This is a genomic window from Pseudomonas sp. HP_12, assembly GCF_055283955.1.
On the sequence record NZ_JBTOQG010000008.1, the window covers coordinates 53217 to 72275 of the forward strand.

21 protein-coding genes are annotated in these 19059 nt (G+C 61.3%); 9 read left to right on the forward strand and 12 right to left on the reverse strand.

Annotated elements, in window-relative coordinates:
• Window positions 1-11 precede the first annotated feature (11 nt).
• Both arfB and ACYASU_RS07915 read right to left on the reverse strand, forming a co-directional pair.
• Window positions 12-425, reverse strand: a complete 414-nt coding sequence (gene arfB, locus ACYASU_RS07910; RefSeq protein WP_172611221.1) for an alternative ribosome rescue aminoacyl-tRNA hydrolase ArfB — start codon at window positions 423-425, stop codon at window positions 12-14.
• A 53-nt stretch (window positions 426-478) separates the two neighbouring features.
• Window positions 479-1903, reverse strand: coding sequence for an amino acid permease (locus ACYASU_RS07915; protein ID WP_463582463.1), 1425 nt, complete (start codon window positions 1901-1903; stop codon window positions 479-481).
• Window positions 1904-2387: 484 nt separating this feature from the next.
• Here ACYASU_RS07915 and ACYASU_RS07920 point away from each other — a divergent pair, with 484 nt between their 5' ends.
• Together ACYASU_RS07920 and ACYASU_RS07925 are read left to right on the forward strand one after the other, a co-directional pair.
• Window positions 2388-2525, forward strand: coding sequence for a hypothetical protein (locus tag ACYASU_RS07920; protein WP_163022139.1), 138 nt, complete (start codon window positions 2388-2390; stop codon window positions 2523-2525).
• A 69-nt stretch (window positions 2526-2594) separates the two neighbouring features.
• Window positions 2595-3563: a M29 family metallopeptidase gene (locus ACYASU_RS07925; protein WP_463582464.1), complete on the forward strand. Its 969-nt coding sequence runs from the start codon at window positions 2595-2597 to the stop codon at window positions 3561-3563.
• An 83-nt stretch (window positions 3564-3646) separates the two neighbouring features.
• Here the strand turns inward: ACYASU_RS07925 and rluB are convergent, their stop codons facing one another.
• The 6 genes from rluB to ACYASU_RS07955 all read right to left on the reverse strand — a co-directional run bounded on the left by rluB (window position 3647) and on the right by ACYASU_RS07955 (window position 8505).
• Complete coding sequence (gene rluB, locus ACYASU_RS07930) at window positions 3647-4894, reverse strand: 23S rRNA pseudouridine(2605) synthase RluB (RefSeq protein WP_192170986.1); 1248 nt, start codon at window positions 4892-4894, stop codon at window positions 3647-3649.
• 213 nt (window positions 4895-5107) lie between these two features.
• Window positions 5108-5296 (reverse strand): DUF1289 domain-containing protein, encoded by a 189-nt coding sequence (locus ACYASU_RS07935; RefSeq protein WP_163022138.1) that lies wholly within the window; start codon window positions 5294-5296, stop codon window positions 5108-5110.
• 54 nt (window positions 5297-5350) lie between these two features.
• Complete coding sequence (scpB, locus tag ACYASU_RS07940; RefSeq protein WP_463582465.1) at window positions 5351-6142, reverse strand: SMC-Scp complex subunit ScpB; 792 nt, start codon at window positions 6140-6142, stop codon at window positions 5351-5353.
• A gap of 17 nt (window positions 6143-6159) precedes the next feature.
• On the reverse strand, window positions 6160-6858 hold the full coding sequence (locus ACYASU_RS07945) for a segregation and condensation protein A (protein WP_192171059.1): 699 nt from the start codon (window positions 6856-6858) through the stop codon (window positions 6160-6162).
• 140 nt (window positions 6859-6998) lie between these two features.
• Window positions 6999-7631 (reverse strand): L-threonylcarbamoyladenylate synthase, encoded by a 633-nt coding sequence (locus tag ACYASU_RS07950; RefSeq protein WP_108121457.1) that lies wholly within the window; start codon window positions 7629-7631, stop codon window positions 6999-7001.
• A 13-nt stretch (window positions 7632-7644) separates the two neighbouring features.
• On the reverse strand, window positions 7645-8505 hold the full coding sequence (locus ACYASU_RS07955; RefSeq protein ID WP_282371073.1) for a PHP domain-containing protein: 861 nt from the start codon (window positions 8503-8505) through the stop codon (window positions 7645-7647).
• 65 nt (window positions 8506-8570) lie between these two features.
• On the opposite strand from ACYASU_RS07955, the gene ACYASU_RS07960 reads away from it, so the two are divergent.
• The 5 genes from ACYASU_RS07960 (at window position 8571) to ACYASU_RS07980 (ending at window position 12596) form a co-directional block, all read left to right on the forward strand.
• Window positions 8571-9179, forward strand: coding sequence for a septation protein A (locus ACYASU_RS07960; RefSeq protein ID WP_346625440.1), 609 nt, complete (start codon window positions 8571-8573; stop codon window positions 9177-9179).
• A 1-nt stretch (window position 9180) separates the two neighbouring features.
• Window positions 9181-9480, forward strand: coding sequence for a YciI family protein (locus ACYASU_RS07965; RefSeq protein ID WP_463582466.1), 300 nt, complete (start codon window positions 9181-9183; stop codon window positions 9478-9480).
• 273 nt (window positions 9481-9753) lie between these two features.
• A complete protein-coding gene (locus ACYASU_RS07970) occupies window positions 9754-10431 on the forward strand; it encodes a response regulator transcription factor (RefSeq protein ID WP_074890298.1) in 678 nt (225 codons plus the stop codon).
• 290 nt (window positions 10432-10721) lie between these two features.
• The gene (locus ACYASU_RS07975) at window positions 10722-11165 is read left to right on the forward strand and encodes a Spy/CpxP family protein refolding chaperone (RefSeq protein WP_192170980.1); all 444 of its coding nucleotides are present in this window, start codon (window positions 10722-10724) and stop codon (window positions 11163-11165) included.
• 93 nt (window positions 11166-11258) lie between these two features.
• On the forward strand, window positions 11259-12596 hold the full coding sequence (locus ACYASU_RS07980) for a sensor histidine kinase (RefSeq protein ID WP_282371061.1): 1338 nt from the start codon (window positions 11259-11261) through the stop codon (window positions 12594-12596).
• A 135-nt stretch (window positions 12597-12731) separates the two neighbouring features.
• Here ACYASU_RS07980 and ACYASU_RS07985 read toward each other — a convergent pair whose 3' ends face one another.
• Window positions 12732-13292, reverse strand: a complete 561-nt coding sequence (locus ACYASU_RS07985; protein ID WP_463582467.1) for an NAD(P)H nitroreductase — start codon at window positions 13290-13292, stop codon at window positions 12732-12734.
• 174 nt (window positions 13293-13466) lie between these two features.
• On the opposite strand from ACYASU_RS07985, the gene ACYASU_RS07990 reads away from it, so the two are divergent.
• Window positions 13467-14921 carry a TrkH family potassium uptake protein gene (locus ACYASU_RS07990; protein ID WP_282371117.1) on the forward strand — a complete coding sequence of 485 codons (1455 nt, stop codon included), beginning with the start codon at window positions 13467-13469 and terminating at the stop codon, window positions 14919-14921.
• A 107-nt stretch (window positions 14922-15028) separates the two neighbouring features.
• Window positions 15029-15340: an Mpo1-like protein gene (locus ACYASU_RS07995; protein ID WP_463582468.1), complete on the forward strand. Its 312-nt coding sequence runs from the start codon at window positions 15029-15031 to the stop codon at window positions 15338-15340.
• A gap of 68 nt (window positions 15341-15408) precedes the next feature.
• On the opposite strand, the gene ACYASU_RS08000 is transcribed toward ACYASU_RS07995, so the two are convergent.
• From ACYASU_RS08000 to ACYASU_RS08010, 3 genes are all read right to left on the reverse strand, one after another.
• Complete coding sequence (locus tag ACYASU_RS08000) at window positions 15409-16227, reverse strand: UDP-2,3-diacylglucosamine diphosphatase (protein ID WP_463582469.1); 819 nt, start codon at window positions 16225-16227, stop codon at window positions 15409-15411.
• 120 nt (window positions 16228-16347) lie between these two features.
• Window positions 16348-16644 (reverse strand): Rdx family protein, encoded by a 297-nt coding sequence (locus tag ACYASU_RS08005; protein ID WP_463582470.1) that lies wholly within the window; start codon window positions 16642-16644, stop codon window positions 16348-16350.
• 3 nt (window positions 16645-16647) lie between these two features.
• Complete coding sequence (locus ACYASU_RS08010) at window positions 16648-18975, reverse strand: FimV/HubP family polar landmark protein (RefSeq protein WP_463582471.1); 2328 nt, start codon at window positions 18973-18975, stop codon at window positions 16648-16650.
• Window positions 18976-19059: the final 84 nt, after the last annotated feature.

A 19059-nucleotide genomic window follows, 5' to 3' on the forward strand; every position in this document is an offset into this window, starting at 1 on the left:
GTCAACGCTGTTTAAAAATCGACCTTACCCCGCCCTGCCTTGATCGACCCGCGCTTGGTCTTTGATTCCAGCCGGCGGGTCTTCGAGCCCAGGGTCGGCTTGGTCGGCCGGCGCTTCTTCTCGACCTTCCCCGCACTGACGATCAGCTCACTCAAACGCTCCAGCGCATCGGCACGGTTCTGTTCCTGCGTCCGGTACTGCTGCGCTTTGATGACGAGCACGCCGTCGCTGGTGATGCGGCTGTCACGCAGCGCCAGCAGGCGTTCCTTGTAGAACGGCGGCAGCGACGAGGCGTTGATGTCGAAGCGCAGGTGCATGGCGCTGGACACCTTGTTGACGTTCTGACCACCCGCACCCTGGGCACGGATGGCGGTCAGCTCGACGTCGCTGTCCGGCAGATGGATGTTGTTGGAAATGATCAGCATGGCAACCTGTGTCCTGGTTCGAAGCCGCCGCGACGTCACCGGCGGCTCTCGCCTTATTTAATGATCGACGTCCGCTGGGCCATTGACTCGCTATCGGCCCGACGCTTGTTCTTGATCAGGTAGAACACCCACATCGCCGCCAGCCAGACCGGGATCGCGTAGACCGAAATCCGGATGCCGGGAATCATCAGCATGATCCCGAGAATCAGCACCACAAACGCCAGACAGACGTAGTTGCCGTACGGGTACCACAGCGCCTTGAACAGCGGCTGCTGGCCGACCCGGGTCAGGTGCTGGCGGAACTTGAGGTGCGAATAGCTGATCATCGCCCAGTTGATCACCAGCGTGGCGACCACCAGCGACATCAGCAGCTCAAGGGCATTTTGCGGCATCAGGTAGTTGAGCAGCACGGCAATCAGCGTCACTGCCGCCGACACCAGAATCGCCCGCACCGGAACTCCCCGGCCGTCGACCCGCGCCAGTGACTGCGGCGCATCGCCCTGTTCGGCCATGCCAAACAGCATGCGCGCGTTGCAATAGGTGCCGCTGTTATAGACCGACAACGCCGCCGTCAGTACGACGAAGTTGAGTATGTGCGCCGCCGTTGTGCTGCCCAGCATCGAGAACACATGCACGAACGGGCTGCCGCTGTAGGCATCGCCAGAGGCATTGAGGTCGATCAGCAAAGCGTCCCATGGCGTCAGCGACAGCAGTACCACCAGCGAGCCGATGTAGAAAATCAGAATCCGGTAGATGACCTGATTGATCGCCTTGGGAATGATGGTCCGCGGCTGATCCGCTTCGGCTGCGGTGAAGCCGAGCATCTCAAGGCCACCGAACGAGAACATGATGAACGCCAGCGCCATGACCAGCCCGCTCACGCCATGGGGGAAGAAGCCGCCCCGGTCCCACAGGTTGCTGACCGACGCTTGCGGACCGCCCTCGCCACTGACCAGCAGATAACTGCCTAGGGCAATCATCCCCAGAATCGCCACGACCTTGATGATCGCGAACCAGAATTCAGCCTCGCCAAAGACTTTTACGTTGGCCAGGTTGATGACGTTGATCATTACGAAGAACACCGCGGCCGAGGCCCACGCCGGGACTTCCGGCCACCAGTACTGGATGTACTTGCCAACGGCGGTCAGCTCGGACATGCCCACCAGAATGTACAGGACCCAGCAGTTCCAGCCCGACAGGAAACCGGCAAAGCCGCCCCAGTATTTGTGGGCGAAATGGCTGAACGACCCGGCCACCGGCTCTTCGACGATCATCTCGCCCAGCTGGCGCATGATCATGAAGGCGATGAAGCCGCAGACGGCGTAGCCAAGGATCATCGACGGGCCAGCGGACTTCAGCACCCCTGCCGAGCCCAGAAACAGACCCGTGCCGATCGCGCCACCGAGGGCGATCAGCTGGATGTGACGGTTCTTCAGACCACGCTTCAAGTCACCCGAATGGGACATGTTTTCACTCATTGGCAAACCACCTTGGCGCGCTTGTCTGTGACGGAATCGAACCCGACGCGCTCATGACGCGGCGGAGGGAAACGGAGTGGGTAACCCCGAGGGATTGGCGTCCATACGCCGGTGGATCACAGAAAAAACGGGCGCGCATTGTACACCGCTCACACCGGATTGCGCGGAAGAGTAGGACCGGCTTTAGCCGGAAATCTGTTATTGACTGGGCTCTCAATCACTCTGCCGACACAATTCTGTCGCAAAAATAATTCCCCGAAATCGAAAGCTCCCTAACGTTGTTTTCGCAGGAAGTTTCGATAATTCCGGCGAAATGCCAGCATTTATCTCCCATTTTTTATTTTGCAACACTCCGGTTCTTGCACTAGTTTTTTCAGTGCTTGCTGGCCACGAAGGTCAGTGTGCTTCCATGACGAGGACCCGGGGCTCAGCCCTCTCGTCCTCGCTGCATTCGGCAAGTACGTCATTCTCAGGAGATTCACCTATGCAAACAGTTGAACTGGCTCTGGAAGAAGAACTGCAATTGGACGATTGGTTTGAAGCACCGACTCATGATGCCGCTGTGGAAATGATGCAGGCTGACGCCGTCGTGCCGTTTGGCACCGCGATGTGGCCGTTCTAAAACAGCTGAAGGGCGAACGTGGCTAACGCGTTCGCCCTCTTGTTTTAAGCATTCGGAGCGGAGCGCACTATGGATAACAGCAGCGCAATCGAACATTTCCTGTATTACCTGCAACGCCACCCCGCCATCGCCGGCATGAACACTCCCCAAGTACTACTGGCCCATACCCCGGAATACCGCAGCATCGTCAATGGCATCATCGAAAGCGCTACGGCGCGGGATTTCTTCCGGTTCAGCACTATGCCGCTGGACACGTCTCCTATCAGCGAACTGACAGAAGCCATCACCGATTCCGATCTCTTCGTCCTGTTCTACGATTCCTCAACGCTGCCCAATCCTCGCGCGGAGGGGCCACCGTTCATACGCCAGTTGCAGGAAGTGATGTCGGCGCAGTGGAAGAAGTCTCTGCTGTTCAAAGATTACGGCGACTATTTCTACGACGCCTTCAGCGTTGAGCCCGAGCGCATCGCGCAGCTGAATGCGGCACTGATCGACACCATGAACCAAGGCGAGACCCTCAGCTTCAGCGACGATCACGGTTCATACTTTGAGGCCCCGCTGCGCGAGCTGAAGAAATGGACCAACATCAACGGCGTCGGCAACTACGACCTGGCCCCCGGTGAGATTGCCACCCACAGCGAATCCATCAACGGTCATGTGCGGTTTCTCGGCACGTTTCTCAGCACCATCCCTTTCGCGCGCAAATACGGCATCATCGAATCGCCGCTGGAATTGTGGATCGAGAACTCCGTGGTGACCCGCATCGCCACGGACGTGCCGGGGCTGGAGCACGACTTCAATAAATACCTGGACGCCAATCCCTCGAACCGGCGCATCGAGGAATTGGGGATCGGCACCAACGAAGGCGTCAGTCAGCTGTACGCACGCAACGCAGGGTTCGAGGAGCGCCACTGCGGGCTGCATCTGGGCCTGGGCGGCGGCGCCAAGGGCAGCCATCACATGGACCTGATCTTCAACAGCGGATCGCTGGCCGTGGACAAGCGAGTGGTGTTCGACGGGACTGCCTACGTCGTCTGACTCCCAAGCGGGCATAAAAAAACGCCAGTCTCTCGACTGGCGTTTTTCGTAGTGCAGACCGCTGTCAGTATTTCACAACGCCATTACTCAGGCTTGCGGCGACCGAAGCCCGGACGCTGACCGGAGCCGCTTGGCGGGCCGCGGCGTTTGCCGGACGGGGTCTTGTCGTCCACCAGACCGATGCCGGGACGCGAAGGCTTCGGCTTGGCAGGACGCTTGTTCATGTCGCTCGGACGTTCCGCCACCGGCGTGCCACGACCGCTTTCGCTGCGGGCGCTGTCGCCACGTGGATTGCCGCCACGGGCAGTGTCGCCACGACCACCGATGGCCGGACGCGGCGTGCGCGCCGGACGACCGCTTTCGGCAGGTTTGCGCGCCGGGCGCTCACCATCAGCCAGACGCGGCTCGCGGGCCGGGCGATCGGGGGACACCGCATCCTTGGCCGGACGAACCTGACGCACACGTTCGCCTTTGCCCAATGGACGGGACGACTGGCGCTGCAAACGCTCCAGCTTGTCTTTGGTCTTGGCGGTCATCTGCGGCATCGCGACCGGCGTCAGGCCGACCTCGGCGCTGAGGATGTCCACTTCCTGCTGGCTCATTTCGCGCCAGCGACCCATTGGCAGGTCGGAATTGAGGAACACCGGACCGAAACGCACGCGCTTCAGGCGGCTGACCACCAACCCCTGGGATTCCCACAACCGGCGAACTTCACGGTTGCGGCCTTCCATGACCACACAGTGGTACCAGTGGTTGAAGCCTTCGCCACCCGGCGCCTGCTGAATGTCGGTGAAACGCGCAGGGCCGTCTTCCAGCACCACGCCAGCCTTCAGGCGCGCCAGCATGTCGTCGTCGACTTCGCCACGGACGCGCACGGCGTACTCGCGGTCCATCTCGAACGAGGGGTGCATCAGGCGGTTGGCCAGTTCACCGTCGGTGGTGAACATCAGCAGGCCGGTGGTGTTGATGTCCAGACGACCGATATTGATCCAGCGGCCTTCTTTCGGGCGCGGCAGGCGATCAAATACAGTCGGACGGCCTTCAGGGTCGTCACGGGTGCAGATTTCACCGTCTGGCTTGTTGTACATGACGACGCGGCGAACGGTTTCGGCGGCTTCTTCGCGGCGGATCACGCGACCGTCGACCGTGATGGCGTCGTGCAGGTCAACGCGCTGACCGAGCGTGGCCTGAACGCCGTTGACCTTGATGCGGCCTTCGCCGATCCAGGCTTCAACGTCGCGACGGGAACCGACGCCAATGCGCGCCAGGACCTTCTGCAGTTTTTCGCCTGCTGGGCCGATCTCTTTGTCTTGCTTGTCTTGTTCACTCATCTGGGCACCTCCCGGTGTGTCGAATCAGGGCATGCGCGAGTGGGCATGGCCTGTGGCCCGGCTCTCTGGACGAGAGCGGCTCCGGATCAGAACAACTCTGAAGCGGAACGGGCAGAAAACTGAAATCCCTGGCGCGTGTGGATCGCCAAAAGGTCGCGAATCATACGCGCCTGAAGCGCGTTGCGCACCAGAGACTAGATGAAAAATTCAGGCTCACTTCTTTTTCCGCCGACTGGCGCCCTTGAGTTTGATCAGCCGCAGAGCCGACTCGGCGAGCACCGAGCGCTTTTCGTCCTTCTCCATCTTCTTCCAGGACTTGATTTCGCGCTTGCTGCGACCGCAGCCGAGGCAAATTTCCTCGTCGAATTTGCAGAGGCTGATGCAGGGATTCTTGGTGCTCATGGGTTCGCCTGAGTGAGGAATTGGGCGCTGCGGACATTTCCGCCACAGCCATCGTCACCGCGGATCTTCATCGTCCTGCGGCGGTTCTTCCAATTCAGACTCTTTATCGGGCTCATCGAGCAATAAATCGTCAAAGTCGATTTTCAGGCCCTGCTCCATGGTGTCCAGCTCGGCCAGCAGGCTGCGGAAACTGGTCTCATCCCGGGGCGCTTCAGGCTCGGCGTCAGCATCGAGCGGCAAGCTGGCGTCGGCCAACGCCTGCAAATGCGCGGGCACCGGCGCGTCGTCGAATTCCAGCACCGGCTCGGTTTCCATCTCGCGCAGGTCGGCCAGCGGTGGCAGTTCGTCGAGGTTTTTCAGGTTGAAGTGGTCAAGAAACGCTTTGGTGGTGGCAAACATTGCCGGCTTGCCGGGTACGTCGCGGTAGCCGACGATCCTTATCCACTCGCGCTCCATCAAGGTCTTGACGATGTTGGTATTGACCGCGACGCCGCGCACGTCCTCGATCTCGCCACGGGTGATCGGCTGGCGGTACGCGATCAGCGCCATGGTTTCCAGCAGGGCCCGGGAATAACGCTGGGGCCGCTCTTCCCACAAGCGCCCGACCCACGGCGCGAACTTCTCGCGGATCTGCAAGCGGTAGCCGGTGGCCACTTCTTTCAGCTCAAAGGCGCGGTTATCGCAGGATTTGGCCAGCAGCGTCAGGGCCTTCTTGAAGACCGGAGGTTCGGGCCGCTCGCCCTCTTCGAACAGCTCGTAGAGGCGCTCCAGGGACTGCGGTTTTCCGGAGGCAAGCAGAAACGCTTCGAGCAACGGCGCCAGATCGCGGGGTTCATTCAGGTTCATTGATCAGCTCTTGCTCTTTATTCGGCTCGCGCCCGCACATGAATAACGGCGAAGGCTTCGTTTTGCACCAGCTCCACCAGTTGCTCCTTGACCAGTTCCAGCACGGCCATGAACGTCACCACCACGCCCAGCCGCCCCTCTTCTGCTGTGAACAGCTCGGCAAAGGGCACGAAACCCGCTCCTTTCAAGCGCTCCAGCACATCACTCATGCGCTCGCGGGTGGACAGCGCCTCGCGGCTGACCTGATGGCTTTCGAACATGTCGCCACGGCGCAGCACGTCGGCCATCGACATCAACAGCTCTTCGAGGGCGACATCCGGCAGTAACTTGCGCACCCGCGCTTCGGGCGCCTCAAGCCTGGGTATAAAGACATCACGGCCCACGCGGGACAGCTGGTCGATGCCTTCAGCTGCCGCCTTGAACCGCTCGTATTGCTGCAAGCGGCGAATCAGCTCGGCGCGAGGGTCACCCTCTTCCTCCTCAGCCATCTCCGAGCGCGGCAGCAACATGCGCGATTTAATCTCGGCAAGCATGGCCGCCATGACCAGATACTCGGCGGCGAGCTCCAGACGCACGGTTTTCATCAGCTCGACATACCCCATGTACTGACGGGTGATTTCCGCCACGGGGATGTCGAGGATGTTGATGTTCTGTTTCCGAATCAGGTACAGCAGCAAGTCCAGCGGGCCTTCGAAGGCTTCGAGGAACACTTCCAGCGCATCCGGCGGGATGTACAGATCGACCGGCATCTGCGTGACGGCCTGACCGTAGACCATGGCAAACGGCAGCTCTTGCTGAGCGCTGGCCTGCGGGTCGATGTGAGCATCGGTCTGAACATCCAGCGTTTGCGCCTGGGTCACTCGACTTCGACCCCGAACGGCGTCGGATCGCCGCAACCCACGCGCACCACTTGGGGCTCGCCATCGGTCAGGTTGACCACGGTCGACGCCGAAATGCCGCCCTCACCTGCGTCGATGATCAGGTCCACCTGATGCTCGAGGATCCCGCGCATCTCATAAGGGTCACTCATCGGAATGGTCTCGCCGGGCATGATCAGGCTGACGCTCATCAAAGGCTCACCCAGTTCCTGCAACAGCGCCTGAGCAATGGGATGACCCGGCACGCGCAAACCAATGGTCCGCCGCTTGGGGTGCAGGACCAGACGCGGCACGTCACGGGTGGCGCCGAGGATGAAGGTGTACGGCCCCGGCGTATGCGCCTTGAGCACGCGAAACGCCGCGGTGTCGACCTTGGCGAACAACCCGAGCTGGGACAGGTCGCTGCACATCAGCGTGAAGTTGTGTTTGTCATCGAGTTGACGCAGGCGACGGATGCGCTCGACGGCGGTCTTGTCGCCCATCTGGCAACCCAACGCGTAGGACGAATCGGTGGGATACACCACCAGACCGCCCGCCCGGATGATTTCCACGGCCTGCTTGATCAGGCGCGCTTGCGGATTCTCCGGATGGACCTGGAAAAATTGACTCACGGTAATTTCCTGTTCAGACGGCAGTAGGCTGGTCATGTTTGAACCGACACCAAAGGGGGGGCAGGTCTTCGGGCAATGGGCGATAAACGCCGATTTCAGACCATGCGCCTGGGGCATGAAAATCACTGCCGGCACTGACCAGCAGACCGAACTCACGGGCCAGAATCGCCAGACTGCCGACCTGATCGGCAGGCTGCAGGCCGTTGACCACTTCTATTGCGTGGCCGCCGGCCTGGATGAAGTCAGCGACCAGCTTGCGACGCTTGCTGCGGGTGAAATCGTAATGCGAAGGGTGAGCAAGGCTGATCCAGGCTCCGGCGGCGCGCAGGGTCGCCACCGTTTCTTCAAGGGTCGGCCAGTGTTGCTTGACGTCGCCCAGTTTGCCCGCGCCGAGCCATTTGCGGAACGCTTCGGCGCGGTCTTTGACGAAACCCTGATTGACCAGAAAGTCGGCAAAATGCGGTCGGGCCGGCGCATTGCCGCTGTCGCCCAGTGCCTGCTGGACCGCGCGCGCACCTTCGAGCGCGCCGGGCATACCTTTCATCGCCAACTTGCGGCTTATTTCTTCGGCCCGCAACCAGCGTCCGGTGTGCAATTGCTCGATGGCTTCACGCAATTGCGGGGCATCCACATCGAATGCATAGCCCAGCACATGAATGGTGGCACCGCCCCAGGTGCAGGACAGTTCGATGCCATCGATCAGCTGCATACCCAGCGCAACCGCCGCAGTACGGGCTTCAGCCAGGCCTTCGAGGGTGTCGTGATCGGTCAGCGCGAGGACTTTCACGCCGTGCTCATGGGCACGCGCGACGAGTACCGCGGGCGCAAGCGCGCCATCGGAAGCGGTACTGTGGCAGTGCAGATCGACGTTCATAGGGGCGCTTTCGCAGTCATTGATGTTTGTTATTATGCCGTCACATCCAGCTTCTGGCTCTTACTGTGAAACAATTCATCGACTTCATCCCGCTCATCCTGTTCTTCATCGTTTACAAAATCAGCCCGCAAGCCGTCGATGTCCTTGGCCACAGCTTCATGGTAGGCGGGATTTACAGCGCCACCGCGATGCTGATCGCCAGTTCCCTGGTGGTCTACGGCGTCCTTTATTTCCGGCAGGGCAAACTGGAAAAGAGTCAGTGGCTGACGCTGATTGCCTGTCTGGTCTTCGGTAGCCTGACCCTGGCTTTCCACAGCGAAACCTTCCTGAAGTGGAAAGCCCCGGTCGTCAACTGGGTCTTCGCGCTGATCTTTGCCGGCAGCCACTTCATTGGCGACCGTCTGTTGATTCAACGCATCATGGGCCACGCGCTGACCCTGCCGCAGGCGGTCTGGACCAAGCTGAACATCGCCTGGATCCTGTTCTTCCTGTTCTGCGGCGCGGCCAATCTCTATGTGGCCTTTACCTATCAAGAATTCTGGGTCGACTTCAAGGTGTTCGGCAGCCTGGGCATGACCCTGCTGTTCCTGGTGGGCCAAGGCATCTACCTGGCTCGCCACATCCATGACGCCGACCCGTCCACCCAGCCTGCAAACAAGAAAAGAGAGGACTGACATGCTCTACGCAATCGTGGCAACCGACGTCGCCAACTCGCTGGAAAAACGCCTGGCCGCGCGCCCTGCGCACCTTAATCGCCTGAACGCAATGAAAGCCGAAGGCCGCATCGTTCTCGCCGGCCCAATGCCTGCAGTGGACAGCATCGACCCAGGCACTGCAGGGTTTACCGGCAGCCTGATCGTCGCGGAATTCGAGTCCCTCAAGGACGCCCAGGCCTGGGCTGATGCCGATCACTACGTTGCAGCCGGTGTCTACGCCGGCGTGGTCGTCAAACCGTTCAAGCAAGTCCTGCCCTGATACGCCTGACCAGCGCCCGGCTCCGTACATGAGCCGGACCGCCTTCAACCCGCTTTACATTGCTCACCCTTCGCACTGGCCTGCCGATAAGTTGCTAGAACCAAGAGCTTTGACTGCGGCTCAAAGAGGCACGGGCGGTCATGCCTTTGCGGGTATTGATCGAACAACAACGGTTTGTCGCGAGGGGCCGCGCAACAAGGGTGGCCCTCCAGTGCGGTATCTTTGCCAGCGACCGGCGTAGACGTCGTCGGCAATGGCTAAATTGAGTGAGTCATGAGCGAGCTGTTACTTATTGATGATGACCAGGAGCTGTGTGAGCTCCTGAGCAGTTGGTTGAGTCAGGAAGGGTTCGCCGTGCGCGCCTGCCACGATGGCCAGAGCGCGCGCAAGGCGCTCGCCGAATCCGCACCCGCTGCGGTGGTGCTGGACGTGATGCTGCCCGACGGCAGCGGTCTGGAACTGCTCAAACAATTGCGCACCGATCACCCCGACCTCCCCGTGCTGATGCTGTCGGCGCGCGGCGAACCGCTGGACCGCATCCTCGGTCTGGAACTGGGTGCCGACGATTACCTGGCCAAGCCCTGCGATCCCCGTGAACTGACAGCGCGTCTGCGCGCGGTATTGCGCCGCAGCCATCCGACGGCGGTCTCGTCGCAGATCGAGCTGGGCGACCTGTGCTTCAGCCCGGCGCGCGGGGTGGTCACGATTGATGAGCAGGAATTCACCCTGACCGTGTCCGAAGCGCGTCTGCTTGAGGCCTTGCTCGGCCAGCCCGGCGAGCCGCTCGAGAAGCAGGAGCTGGCGCAACTGGCCCTGGGCCGCAAGCTGACGCTCTACGACCGCAGCCTTGATATGCACGTCAGCAACCTGCGCAAGAAGATCGGCCCCCACGCCGACGGCCGCCCGCGCATAGTGGCCCTGCGCAGCCGTGGGTATTATTACAGCCTCTGACGAGGGAGTTGGGAGCTGCAAGCTGCAAGCTGCAAGCTGCAAGCTGCAAGCTGCAAGCAACAGCGACAGCACAAGCAACAGCATCGGCAGCGACGCCGGACTGCTTTTGGCTTGAAGCTTGTGGCTTGCCGCTTACAGCTGGGCGCGCACTCGGTAGCAGGCACACTACGTCAACACGCCAGCGCGCCCCCTTTACCCAAGCTTTACCCACGCCTGACCTCCCTTGACCTTGATCTCCCTAAACTGGCCTCAACCGGCACAGAGCCGAAATCGAGACAAGGAGATTCACCATGCGCAAGACTTTGATGGCTTTGATGTTCGCCGCAGCCCTCCCTACCGTTGCAATGGCCATGCCTCCGGAAGGCGGCCCGATGGGTGGCCCTGGTGGTCCAGGCTTTGATGGGCCTGGCATGCATCACCGCAAAGGTCCTCTGGAACAGCTGAACCTGACCCCGGATCAACGTCAGCAAGTCGACAGGTTGATGGGCGCTCAATGGCACGGCCGCAACGAGATCACCCAGAAGTACCTGGCCAAGCTGTCAGCTGCCGACCAGAAAGCGATGAAGGATGAACAGGAAGCTGCCCGGGCCAAAACCCAATCCGACATCCGTGCACTGCTAACACCGGAGCAACAAAAGACCTTCGACCAGATCCAGAAGGATGAGGCCCAGCGTCGTGCGGATCGCGCCGAGTTCGAAGCCTGGAAAGCGCAGAAAGCGCAAAAAACCCAGTAACCGGCTGCTGGCGCGGCATTACACTTCCCCTAACCCGACACGCTCCCCGGCGTGTCGGGTTTTCTATTTGACGAACCGGGTCGAGGGCAGCACGTGCGTTCATTGTTCTGGAGAATCCTGGCCAGCTTCTGGCTGGCGATCGCGTTGGTGGCGGGCTTGTCGATTCTGATGGGGCATGTGCTCAATCAGGACGCCTGGATCCTCAGTCGCCATCCTGGTCTGCACAACTTGCCGCAGAAGTGGGTCGAGCTGTACGAAGGCCAAGGCGAGAAATCTGCCCAGGACTATCTGCAAGACCTCAAGCGCAAATACCACATCGACGTTCAGGTGTTGAACGACAGCGGCGAGGCGGTGATCCCCGGTACCTTCCCGCCCCGCGCGGCGGCCTTTGAAGAGCGGCAGAATGACGACACACGCCCGCTGCCCTGGCGGCGCCTGACCACCGAATACACCAGTGAAAAAACCGGCGAAACCTACCTGCTGATTTACCGCATCCCTCATCCGGAGCTGGACGCCTGGCACCGCGACAGTCTGGTCTGGCCGCTGAGTGCGCTGGGTATCGCGCTGGTGGTGCTGACGTTGTTCAGTCTGATGGTGACGTTGTCGATCACCCGCCCGTTAAGCCGTTTGCGTGGCGCGGTGCATGACCTCGGCCAGACCACGTATCAGCAGAACAGCCTGGCGCAACTGGCCAATCGTCGTGATGAATTCGGTGTGCTGGCCAATGACTTCAACCGCATGGGCGCCCGCCTGCAAAGTCAGATCAGCAGCCAGCGCCAGCTGCTGCGCGACGTTTCCCACGAGTTGCGCTCTCCTTTGGCCCGGCTGCGGATCGCCCTGGCCCTGGCCGAACGCGCCGAGCCGGTGGAGCGCAACAAGCTGTGGCCGCGCCTGACCCGTGAGTGCGACCGCCTGGAAGAGTTGATCAGTGAAATTCTGGCGCTGGCAAGACTGGATGCCGACATGGGCAGCGCCACGGCGGTGGATGTGTCAGGGCTGCTGCATCATTTGCAGGCTGAGACGGAAATGGGCGGCGGCGAGCAAACTGTTTCGGTGTCGGTGGAACCTGGCGTGCAGTTGCAGGGCTGGCCGAGCGTGCTGGAACGGGCACTGGACAATCTGCTGCGCAACGCGCTGCGTTTCAACCCGGAGGGGCAACCGATCGAGTTGAGCGCGAGCACAGAGGGGGATGAGTTGCGTCTCAGCGTGCGGGATCACGGGCCCGGTGCCAATCCGGAGCATCTGGCGCAGCTGGGCGAGCCGTTCTATCGCGCGCCGAACCAGACCGCGCCGGGTTACGGTCTGGGTCTGGCGATTGCCAAACGCGCCGCCGAGAAGCACGGCGGGACGCTGGTGCTGGGCAATCATCCGCAGGGCGGATTCGTGGCGAGCATCGTGGTGCCCCGCCAGTTGACCGCTTTGCACGGTTGATTCCCTGTTCGCAGCCACTCCCGCTGAATGGGTGCGGTACCCAGTAGGACTGGCTTCAGCCGGGAAGAGGTCGGTGTGCACACCCTCAGTTTTGCGGCGTAACGCCTGATGCCTTCCCGGCTAAAGCCGGTCCCACTAACCTTCCCACGCGCTGACAAACTCGGCCACGTCCGGCTTTGCCGGTTCGCGGGGCGGGTTTTGCGGGGTGCCGAGGTACAGAAAGCCGACGATTTCTTCTTCGGCTGTCAGACCCAGCCCTTCGGCGACATGGCGGGAGTAGGACAAATCCCCCGAGCGCCAGACCGCGCCAATGCCCATCGCATAAGCGGCCAGGAGGATGCCGTGGGCAGCGCACCCTGCGGTGATCACTTGTTCCTTTTTCGGCACTTTGAAGTGGTCAGTCAACTTGGCGATGACCACGACCACCAAGGGCGCGCGCAACGGTCCGTTTCTAGCCTTGTCCAGCGCTTTGGCGTCGACCTCGCCGCCTTTGTCGATCAAGGCCTGGGCCAGCAAATCCCCCATGCGGTGACGTGCGTCGCCCTCTACGGTCAGAAAGCGATAGGGCCGCAACACGCCGTGGTCCGGCGCGCGCAGGGCGGCGCCAAAGAGGATCTCGCGTTGCTCGGCGTTTGGAGCGGGTTCGATCAAGCGGGGCACGGACACGCGATTAAGCAATACGTCGAGCGCTTCCATTAAGTCGTCTCCAGGAAAAATGACGGGCCATTGTAGTGCCCTCGGTGCAGTCTTGAACTTCAATAACGATTAACCAGGGCATTTACTTACAACACTCTCGGAAATGCCTCGGTTTACACAAACGGGCCCGCGAGTAGAATGGCCGCCCTCTCACTACCTGATCAGAGCGACTGCATGGCGTTGCCGACCCTCCGCATCATCGGTTTCATTATCGGCATCTTCCTGATTACCCTGGCCATCGCCATGGTCGTGCCGATGGTCACCCTGATGATCTTCCACCGCACCGCCGACATGCCGTCGTTTCTGTGGTCGAGCCTGATCACGTTCGTGTCCGGGCTGGCGCTGGTGGGTCAGGGCCGGCCGGAACACGTTCACCTGCGCCCGCGGGATATGTACCTGCTCACGGTCAGCAGTTGGGTCATCGTCTGCGTCTTCGCGGCGCTGCCGTTTCTGCTCACGCAACACATCAGCTACACCGACTCCTTCTTCGAAAGCATGTCCGGCATCACCGCAACCGGCTCCACGGTGCTCAGCGGGCTGGACACCATGTCCCCCGGCATCCTGATCTGGCGTTCGTTGCTGCACTGGCTCGGCGGGATTGGCTTCATCGGCATGGCCGTGGCGATTCTTCCGCTGCTGCGCATCGGCGGCATGCGTCTGTTCCAGACCGAGTCGTCGGACCGTTCCGAAAAAGTCATGCCGCGTTCCCACATGGTCGCCAAGTTCATCGTCCTGGTTTACCTCGGCATCACCGTGCTGGGCACGCTGGCATTCTGGTGGGCGGGCATGAGCCTGTTCGACGCGATCAACCACGCGATGTCGGCGATTTCGACCGGCGGTTTCTCCACCTCGGATCAGTCCCTGGCGAAATGGCCGCAACCCGCCGTGCATTGGGTGGCGATCGTGGTGATGATCCTCGGCGCCCTGCCGTTCACCCTGTATGTCGCAACACTGCGGGGTAATCGCGGGGCGCTGCTCAAGGATCAGCAGGTGCAGGGCTTCCTCGTCCTGCTGCTGGTGACGTGGCTGGTAATGGGCGCCTGGTATTGGGCGACGACCGATCTGCCGTGGTATGACGCGTTGCGCCATGTGGCGCTGAACGTGACCTCGGTGGTGACGACCACCGGCTTCGCGCTGGGGGATTACAGCCTGTGGGGCAACTTTGCCCTGATGCTGTTTTTCTATCTGGGGTTCATCGGCGGGTGTTCAGGGTCAACGGCCGGCGGCGTGAAGGTCTTCCGCTTTCAGGTCGCGTACATCCTGCTGCGCGCCAACCTGCACCAGTTGATTCACCCACGCGCCGTGATCAAGCAGAAGTACAACGGTCACCGGCTGGACGACGAGATCGTGCGCTCGATTCTGACCTTCTCGTTTTTCTTCACCTTCACTATCTGCCTGATCGCGCTGATGCTGTCGCTGCTGGGGCTGGACTGGATGACGGCGCTGACCGGCGCCGCCAGCACCGTGTCGGGCGTAGGACCAGGGCTGGGTGAAACCATCGGCCCGGCGGGCAATTTCTCGACGCTGCCGGATGCCGCCAAGTGGATTCTGTCCCTGGGCATGCTGCTCGGTCGGCTGGAAATCATCACGGTGCTGGTGCTGTGCATCCCGGCGTTCTGGCGGCACTAGAACACTGCGGGCCGGGCCATGTCATTCGCGAAGCCCTTAGAAATTTCGCGGCGAGCGGCGGGGGCTGAACTAAGCTCAGCCAATACCCTGCCTCGGAGCACAGTTTTGTGGAAACAGTGAAACGTTTCGACCGATTCGCAGACTTCTATCCGTACTACCTGCAGGAACACCGCGACAGCACCTGCCGCCGTTTGCATTTCATCGGTACAAGCCTGGTCATCCTGATCCTGGCATTCGCCGTGCTCAGCGCTAGCTGGACGTTGTTATGGGTCTTGCCGCTGGCGGGCTACACCTTCGCCTGGGTCGGCCATTTCTTTTTCGAGAAAAACCGCCCGGCCACGTTCAAGCATCCGTTCTACAGCCTGCTCGGCGATTTCGTGATGTACAAGGACATGCTCAGGGGCAAAGTGCCGTTTTGATCGGCACTCCCTCGGCATCACTTATGACGCCTTGCTGCCGCCCCGATTGAGCTACAAAGCGCTGGCGCTCAGACCGTTTCGCCCACTGGTTCCGGCGCTTGCGGGCTTTTGGCTTTGACGTGTGCATCAGCCAGCCGGAACAGCTCGATCGTGCCATCCCAATGTTCGATCAAGGCCGTGCAGGACTCCACCCAGTCGCCGCAGTTGAGGTATTCCACGCCGCCCACCTGACGGATCTCGGCGTGGTGAATATGTCCGCACACCACCCCGTCCAGGCCGCGCTTGGCGCACTCATGGGCGATGGCTTCCTCGAAGTCGCTGATGAAGCTCACGGCCGTCTTGACCTTGTGCTTCAAGTACGCCGACAGCGACCAATAGCCGTAACCGTATTTGGCGCGCCAGTGGTTGAGCCAGCGATTGAGGGTCAGGGTGAATTCGTAGGCCGAATCGCCAAGGAAGGCGAGCCAGCGATGGTAGCGGGTAATGACGTCGAACTGGTCACCGTGGATCACCAGCAGCCGACGACCCTCGGCGGTCAGGTGCACGGCTTCATCGACCAACTGGATATTGCCCAGAATGAGTTTTGAATAGCGGCGCAGGAATTCGTCGTGGTTGCCGGTGACGTAGATGACTTCCGTACCACGCTTGCTCATGGTCAACAGGCGGCGGATGACGTTGGTGTGGGCCTGCGGCCAGTACATGCCGCCGCGCATCTTCCAGCCGTCGATGATGTCGCCGACCAGGTACACCTTGTCGGCATGGTATTGCTTGAGAAATCCGGAGAGGTGTTCGGCCTGGCAGTCACGGGTTCCCAGGTGCACATCGGAGATCCACAAGGTCCGGACACGTTGCTTACGGCTGGGTTTCACGTTCTCGGCAATGCTCATGGACCACCTCCACTTGGGTTTTCCCAAGCGTGGACGTGGTCGGTGATATGAACATGACGACGGTGTTTAGCTTTGATGACACGGCCTATCGATTAACACTTTGCGACAGCCGATGCGCATTCAGGTGTCGAGGCCGGCGTGACGATCGTTGTGCCCCAGGTCCCGGGCCGGATCAATCTGGTCGCGCACCCGCTGCTTGAGTGCCTTGGCCTCGGGAAACCCGCCGTCGGCCTTGCGCTCCCAGATCTGCACGTCATCGCAGGTGATGCGGAACACACCGCCGGTGCCTGGGATCAGCGACACCTTGCCGAGGTCATCGGTGAAGGTGCTCAACAACTCCTGAGCCAGCCAGGCGGCACGCAACAGCCATTGGCATTGCGTGCAGTAGGTGATGGTGATTTCAGCCTTGGCGGACATCGGTCAGCCCAACCCTGCCAGCAGATCACGGGCCGTTTGCTGAGGGCCGTCGTCAGAGCCGTCGATCACTTCCTGCAACAGCCGGCGGGCTTCGTCGAGGTTGCCTTCATCAATCAGCACCTGCGCCTCATTGATCTTGCTCAGCGGTTCTTCGTCCAGACTCAGCAAATCGAAACCGCCCTCCTCGATCATGAAGCTGTCGAGAAAAGCGTCGTCCAGCAAATCGCTGTTGCTCTGCACGACGGCTGCCGGGCCCGGTTCGAACTGGACGTCCATTTCCGGCGGCGTTTCCTCTTCGGCAAAATCGCTGAGGAACTGCTCTTCCGGCATCTCGAAAACCTCAGGCAGTTGCGTCAGGTCGGACGAGAACGACGTGTCCAGTTCAGGTTCGGCCTCGGGCGCCGGCGCGGGCTTGCGGGGAGCGGGCTTGCTGTCGAACGGATCAACCAGATCCCAGTCGGCGTCCATGGAGAGATCGTCGAGGTTGAGCTGGAAATCGTCGGCAGGGTCAACCGGGTTCAGCGATGCGGCCGTATTTTCGTCCAGCTGGGCGGGCTCTGTCAGGCTGAGCTGTGGGTGGTCGTCTGATGCTTGACTGGCCGAGACCGTTTGACCCGCCAGCACCGCAGCTGCACCCAGCGTCGCCGCAGGGGCTGCCGCCGAGGTCATGGGAGGCGAGGCGACTGGCGCGGACGGCGGTTCGGGAGCAACGGGCTCGGGCTTCAGTTTCGGGTAACGGTCGCGGATGTCCTGGAGCTTTTGCCCATCGACGCCCTGGCTCAGCAGAACCTTTTCTTCTTCGTCATACCCTTCCACGTCGCCCTGCTCGCCGAGCAGTTCGAGGATGCGCAGGCGGACATCGGTACGCTCGGGCTGCTTGTCCAGCGCATCGCGCAGAATGGCCAGCGCTTCGGCGAAACGACCGTAGGCGATGTAAATGCTCGCACCATCCAGCGCGTCGGTGGCGGCACCGGCCAGGCGCTGGCCAGCAGGCGCTGCCGAGGCTGGACGCGCCGCAGTAACAGCCGGCACTTCGAAGACCGGCGTGACCGTCGCGGCAGGCCTGACCACTGGCTCGACAGGCGCGGGCTCAAGGGCCAGCTGATTTTTGATCCGGTTGCGGCGCACCGACCAGGCCAGCGCAAGGAGCAGCAACACCACCAGAAGCGCCGCCAGAATCGACGTCCAGGGAAAGTCATCGTCCACGGCGGCGACCGGCACCGGCGTCGGCGCTGGTGCGGGAGTCGCTATGGGAGCTGGCGTTGCAGCGGGAGTCGCAGTCGTCACCGCCCCTGTCGTCGGAGCAGCGGGCGCAGGTTTGGCCGACTGCGCCTTGAGTTCGGCGAGCTGGGTCTGCAGCTCGATGATCTGCTTGTCCTTGTCGGCCTCTTCGACGGTGGACGTCTGGACTTGCTGTTTGAGGTCGTCCAGCGTCTTGTTCAATTGCTGGTTTTCCAGTGCCGTCGCCGACAACTGATCGACCGCGTTCTGGTTCGCCGGGGTAGCCGTCGCGGCGGAAGCTGCTGCCGAGGGGTTGCTGCCTGCAGCGGCAGGCGCGCTGGCGGTCTTCGGTTCAAGGGCATTGTCCGGCAGCAAAAGGCTCTGACCGACCTTCAACTGGCTGCGCTCGCCATTGGGAAACGCTTGCGGATTGAGCGCCACCACACCTTTTATCAACTCGGCAGAAGAGGTCTTGCTGCCCGGCGCCTGTACCTGACGGGCAATACCCGCCAGGGTGTCGCCGGACACAACCGTGTAATGCTTGCCTTGTCGAGCTTGGGGCGGCGCGACCGGCAGACGCGACTCATCATTCTTCGCGCTGGCCGCCGGCGATTGAGTACGGCTGCGCGTCGCGGCGAGTCCTGTAGGCGATGTCGGCGGGTCGAGCAACACGGTGTATTCATGCAGCTGGTCGCCGTTAGGCCGTACCAGCCTGACGAGGAAGTTCAAGTAAGGCTCAGTGACCGCCTTGTGCGATTCGATGTGAATCACACTGCGGTTGCCACGGATCACCGGGGTGAAACGCAGGTCGTTGAGAAAGAACACGCGTTCAACGCCAGCCTTGGTGAAGGCCTCGGGCGGCGCGAGCCCCACGACGATTTCCTCGGGACTCAGCCCACCCGCTTCGATCAATTCAATATCGGCGTTAAAGGGTTGCCCGAGGGCGGAATGCAGGCTGATCTCGCCCAGCCCCAGCGCAGCCGCCACGGAGCTGTGCAGCAACGCGGCCGAAGCAAGACCGATGGCGAGCAAACCCGAACGAAGACCTGACTGAACGCGAAGGGGCGCATCTCCTTCGCGACGACTACCGGCCTGAAAACTCTTCCGCATGCGAACCCTTTTGAAGACGAGGCAGGCTTCCCTGCACATTCGGTACGCCCGGACACGTCATCCGGGCATCATCAGTATGGGTGC